Source organism: Myxococcus xanthus, assembly GCF_013116825.1.
Lineage (GTDB): Bacteria > Myxococcota > Myxococcia > Myxococcales > Myxococcaceae > Myxococcus > Myxococcus xanthus_B.
On sequence record NZ_JABFNS010000247.1, the window covers coordinates 1 to 5,298 of the forward strand.

The 5,298-nt window shown below is 64.9% G+C and carries 5 protein-coding genes and 1 pseudogene; 3 read left to right on the forward strand and 3 right to left on the reverse strand.

Going from position 1 to position 5,298, the window contains the following annotated elements:
* The coding region (locus tag HNV26_RS36705) for a hypothetical protein (protein WP_216613076.1) at positions 1–266 on the forward strand (266 nt) is incomplete at its 5' end.
* Between the two features lie 379 nt (positions 267–645).
* Here the strand turns inward: HNV26_RS36705 and HNV26_RS36710 are convergent.
* Positions 646–1,248 (reverse strand): bacteriocin fulvocin C-related protein, encoded by a 603-nt coding sequence (locus HNV26_RS36710; RefSeq protein WP_366817107.1) that lies wholly within the window; start codon positions 1,246–1,248, stop codon positions 646–648.
* A gap of 283 nt (positions 1,249–1,531) precedes the next feature.
* On the opposite strand from HNV26_RS36710, the gene HNV26_RS36715 reads away from it, so the two are divergent.
* Positions 1,532–2,113, forward strand: a complete 582-nt coding sequence (locus tag HNV26_RS36715; protein ID WP_171445497.1) for an ATP-binding protein — start codon at positions 1,532–1,534, stop codon at positions 2,111–2,113.
* A gap of 42 nt (positions 2,114–2,155) precedes the next feature.
* Here the strand turns inward: HNV26_RS36715 and HNV26_RS39440 are convergent, their stop codons facing one another.
* Both HNV26_RS39440 and HNV26_RS38800 read right to left on the reverse strand, forming a co-directional pair.
* Positions 2,156–3,562, reverse strand: coding sequence for an IPT/TIG domain-containing protein (locus tag HNV26_RS39440; protein WP_171445498.1), 1,407 nt, complete (start codon positions 3,560–3,562; stop codon positions 2,156–2,158).
* Positions 3,563–3,869: 307 nt separating this feature from the next.
* Positions 3,870–4,181, reverse strand: a pseudogene (locus HNV26_RS38800) (integrase core domain-containing protein); the annotation flags it as partial.
* Between the two features lie 318 nt (positions 4,182–4,499).
* On the opposite strand from HNV26_RS38800, the gene HNV26_RS36730 reads away from it, so the two are divergent.
* Positions 4,500–5,298 (forward strand): DUF2079 domain-containing protein (locus tag HNV26_RS36730; protein WP_253817386.1); only part of this gene is annotated, 799 nt, incomplete at its 3' end.

The window sequence follows — 5,298 nt, forward strand, 5'->3', positions numbered from 1 at the left end:
CCCTCTCGCGGCTGCTGGAATTGTCGATGCCGCAGAAGGAAGACGCGTCGGGCCAGCAGCAGGCGACGGGGCGGCTCGCACTGGTGCTGGCGTTGACCCGCTGTGCCCCGCTGCTGCTGTCGCATGCAATGATGAGCAGGGGCGTGACGCTGGAGCAATTGGAGGAGCGCATCCTCCTCATCGCAGAGGTGACCGCCCGCTCACGCCAACAGCGCCGCGAGCGTGAACGGCGCAAGCGTGAGGCTTCCCTCGGGAGCAGCGGCTAAACCGGAAGCGGATGGCCAACTGGCAGGGCCTTTTTCTTTAACACGGGCCTCGCGATGAATATCGCGGGGCCTTCGTGCTTAAGTCGCTGAATCCCAAGGGATTTTGGCTCGCGGTCACGATTTCGTCGGGCGGCGCGGATTTTCCTCAGTCGTCCGCTGCTCTAGACCAACGAGCCCTCGGATGCTGGCGATGGCGGGAGACGCCGCCAGTGGGGGTAGTTGTGCCCTGAGCCGCCGAGGTCCCTGGAGGACGCACGTCATCGACTGGCTTGCTTCGCCCGGCTGGAAAGCATGCGCGACGATGAAGCGTCGCGCTTGCTCATTTGAAAGCGAACTTCGAGAGATGGGGCGCTGGAGCTAGGTTGGCCGTGTCCTCACGTCATCCACAGAGGCCGTCACAGCGAAATTGATAGAAAGTCCCGCACCCACTGGTCTGCATCGTGCATGAGTAGGCTCGGCAAGTGTTGCTCCCACAGTATTGACTAACCCTGCTGCACTGGCACAGCGGCGCCAATGCTGGCGGAGCATCCGCGGGTGCTTCCACGGGCCCCAGCGTGGCCACGATGGCGATGGCTTCCTCTGCTCCAAAGGCATCCCGGATCTGCGCTCCAATGAGGGCGAGGCTAGGATGTTCCTCCTGGGTGAAGAGCTCGGGAGTGAGCAGCGCGAGCGCCGACTTCAAGGCCGCGACTTGCGGCTTGGAGAGGTCCGGATGGGAGGCGGCGTACTGGCTGAGATGCTCACGCCACAGCGACGCCTTTTGGACAGGCGAGAGCTCCGCGACGACGGCCTTTCGATAGGCCATTGGAAGGTGTCTCAGGTCCTTCAACTCTGTCGGAAGATTTCCTGCCTGGGCATTGACCCAGTCTTGAACCTGCTTCTGGGCCGCCTCGCACGAGTCTTCCGCGGACGCCGACGTCGGCGCCAGCAGCGTTGCAGTAGCCAGAAGCGCGACTCCGAGAGACAGTAGTTTGGCTTTCACGGTGTGTCTTCCTTTCCGTACATGAGTCACCCCATCGGGAATTCCGCTGGGAGCTCGAACGAGAAGAGGGACTGCGCCATCACGCGTCCCAAAAAACTCTCGGTCGTTCGTGTTCGTGCTCCCACGCGCCATGCATTCCCTGCGGGGGCAGTGGAGGCAATTCCTCCCAATGCGCGGTCGCTGGTTCATCGGAGTGTCCACGATTGGTCAAAACGTGCGTCGCGGACACGGCCGCCGCCGCGAGCGAGTTGGTCGTGACTCGTGTCAGTGGACACAGGGGGAGTTGACTCGCAGAAGCGACAGCTTCATCCAACGCCGCCTCAAGCAGGGCGCCTTCCGCGACGCGGGCAAGACGCTCGACGGCTTCGACTTCGACTTCAACAAGAAGATGAATCGCCGCCTCGTCTTCGAGCTGCCCACCGGCGGCTTCGTGGAGCGGCGCGAGGACGCGCTCTTCCTCGGCCCTCCAGGCACCGGCAAGAGTCAAATCGCCCAGGCCCTCGGCCGCGCCGTCATCCAGTCCCAGGGCCATCGCGTCCTCTACCGCGAGGCGCACCACCTGCTCGAGGAGCTCGCCGAAGCAAGCCTCGAAGGCACCCGACGCCAGAAGCTCGATGCGCTCACCGGGGCGCCTCTGCTCATCATCGATGACCTCGGCATGCGCAAGCTGCCGGCCTCCGCCGCCGAGGACCTGCTCGAGCTCATCATGCGCCGCTACGAGAAGGCCTCCACCCTCATCACCTCCAACCGGCCAGTGGAGGACTGGGGGAAGGGGGGCCATGGAGTTGCGGACCTCCGAGTCCGCGAGGTAGGAGTCCTCCTGTCTCGGTCCTCTCCCTTTGGCCGGTTTTCACGTGACCATTGAGGCTCCTCCAGCGGCGCTCTCTTTGCGCGGCCGGCATGCGCACTACGGGGGGGCCCCCTGGGCGACCCAATCGATGAGGGCCTGCTTCTGAGTGGCGGACAAAGGGCTGCCCTTGGGCATGGGGCCCCCCGAGCATGCGGGACTGGTGTTGGTCGCTAGAATCTTGTCGATGAGGAAGCTCTGTCCGCGCAGCGGGCCACACGCCATCACCCGGAGTCGCATGCCGCACCCCTTGCTGCTGGTGGAGATATCAACCAACTCGCCATACGAATTGCCAGCGGTGAGGTTCACTGGCGTAGATGCGGTCGAATGACACCCACTGGTGGCACAACTCGCAGTGAAGATAGGCTGCACATCCGACGCCAGCGTTGATACCTTGCTCGCCACTCCGAACGTCACGGGTGCAGACGCCTCGCGGCCTGGCGCCGGGTTGGTGACGGTGACGCTGGCGACATTACCAGGTGGCGCGGAGGCCACGAGCCCGGCGGCAATAGACGCACGCAGCTCGGTCGCGCTGGCGAAGGTCGCTGCCACAGGGCTGCCGTTGAAGGTAATGCTCGCCCCCTCCTTGAAGCCCGTCCCGCGCACGGTGAGGGTGAATGCTCCTGTGCCCGCAACCGTGCCGCATGGCGACAGCGACGACACCGTGGGGAGCGCCGTACCGGACGCAGTGACTGTGAACGCGAGGCTGGCGCTGGCCCCTCCACCTGGAGACGGAGTAGTCACCTGGACCAGGTGCGTGCTGGCCTGCGCGGTCAAGGACGCGGCCACGCGGGCCGACAGTCGCTGAGGCCCGTCGTAGATGGTGGCCATTGCCGTGCCGCTCACGCTCACCTGGCTGCTGGCCACAAAGCCACTGCCATTCACGGCAAGCACCACCTCGCCCACGCCCTCCGGAACGGAGGAGGGCGTGAGGAAATCGAGCGTTGGCGGAGGGTTGTCAGGGATGCCCCCATCTCCGGAGGAGGTGGAAGGTTCGGATGCACCAGCACAAATCCACCCGGCCACATCGCGCAGCGCGGCGGAATCGAGGAATGGGCCGCCCTGAGGCATGCGCCCCACCGCGTCCGGCAGCAGCTTGAGGTACATGCGGCTGCGCTCCGGGTGGCCGGGCTCCACGAGCAGCAGCGCTGAATCACCGACGGAGGTGCGCTGCACGGTGGCCAGCCACAACTCGTGGGCATTTCGGAAGGCCAGGCCTCCGGCGCCGCTTTCATGGCAACCCACGGTGCAGCCCGTGGGCTGGGCCGCCGCGAAGTGCGTCGCGTAGACCTCGTCTAGCGTCCGCGGAACAGCACCGTCACAAGTGCTCCCCGATGGAAACTCAGTCCCAGGGCGCACCTCTGCCTCGAGTTGCTCCGAGCATCCCGCAAGCACACACAGCGTGGCGGACAGCGCCCCTGCGAGCCTCGCAGCCCACGACGTCACTCCCTGTCCTGCGGCGCTCACGATGAATCCTCCTGGTCTGCCAGCAAGGACTCGCGGCGACGCACACTGGCCACAGAGGAGCCCCCCATGTGCCTACCCAGAATTCGCTTCGCGCTTCCCTGCTCGGCTAAAGAGGTCCGAAATCATCGTCGGTCTCATGGCCAACGCCAGGCCGATGTGAAGAAGCAGGTTCGCAGGCATCTCCAACTTCGAGGCACGGGCTGCCCGAAAGGCCTCGCCCAACACGCCGATGCCCAGGGCCACGCGCGCCTGGCCGTCCAGCCAGTAGCGGCTCTCCGTTGTAGTTGCCCCCGTCAAATCGGACAGCTCAGGGGTGGGAGTTAGCACTACGGAACTCGCGGGGTGACATCATCTTCAATCCGCGATGGGGGTGGCAGCGGTTGTAGTCGTCGCACCCGACGGGCAACCGGGCGAGGACGTGGGAAGCGGAGGGCAAGTCGTTGACGTACACGCAGTCGCGCTTGAACGTCTTCACGAAAGCCTCGGCCATGCCGTTGCTCTCCGGGGAGTATGCGGGCGTGGTGCATACCACCAAGCCCAGATTCCGGCCGAAATCGCGCGTGTCCTTGCCCGTGTAAACGGGCCCGTTGTCCGACAGCCACTCCACCGGGTGGGGCACCCTCGAGGTGCCATGGGCGCGCTATTACAGCCAGGGTAATAAGCAACACTCACTGCACGCACCGCAGAGTCGCCAAAGGCCCAGTCCGGGTTCTGCTGTTGCTCAACCACGTCCCGATGCAGTTTGACAAGGACGCATGGCACTGTTCCGGCGATCCCCTGCTTCCAAAGCCGTGACACAGCCTGTGGGACCTGACACCGTAGGAGAGCGATAAGCGGCACAAGCCCACGACCGTTGCCGGCATCGCCTCGACTTGGCGCCATGGTTTCTTCCACCAGTGATTCGAGCCCCGGACGTGTGCTGCACGGGATGGGGGCCATGGCCCTGCTTCTCGTGCTCCTCATCTGGGGGGTGTTCGTCGTAGTCCCTGTCTGGCTTCAGGCCGCGCAGGCATGCTTTCCGAACTTCGACCTGGGTATCTATTCCCAGGCAATGGCGCGCTTGTCGTTGACGGAGCCCAACCCGTGGATCAGCGCGCGGCAGGTCTTCATCTTCAACGACCACTTCGACCCCATCCTCTGGGTGGCACACCCTCTGGCGCGGATAATCCCACCCATGTGGGCCGCTTTGGTCGTCGAGGCACTCTTCGTGCTGCTCACCGTGGCCCCCCTGCTTTGGCTCCACTTGAAGGGGTTGCTGAGTCGCAATGCCTTGGTTCTGCTCGCGGCACTCCTGCTGCTGAGTCCCAGCATGGTGGAGGCCGTGAAGTTCCCCGTCCACCCGACGACGTGGTCCGCGCTGCCCTGGGTGCTGACGGGATTTGCCTTCCATCTGCGCCGCCAAGGATTGCTCCTGGCGTCGCTGGTCCTCCTGTTTGCCTGCAAGGAGGAGTTCGCCTTCGGAGGCGTCATGCTGACCCTCGCGCTGTTCCTGCGGGGGGAGCGACGCCTCGCGACATGCGTGGGGGCGCTGTCGCTCGCCTGGCTCGCATGGGTCTATGGGCTGCGCCCTTGGCTCCTGGGCTCCACCGTGGACTACACCTTCCGCCTCATAGCGCAGTTCATCTGGGCTGAGCGACGGAGTAACCGCAGTAGGCGAACCAGCCTGCTGCGTCGCTTGGGGAGATGGCCGCCAGAGCGAGCTTTATGCCCTGGTGCAAGGCGGAGCGGGTCCGCAG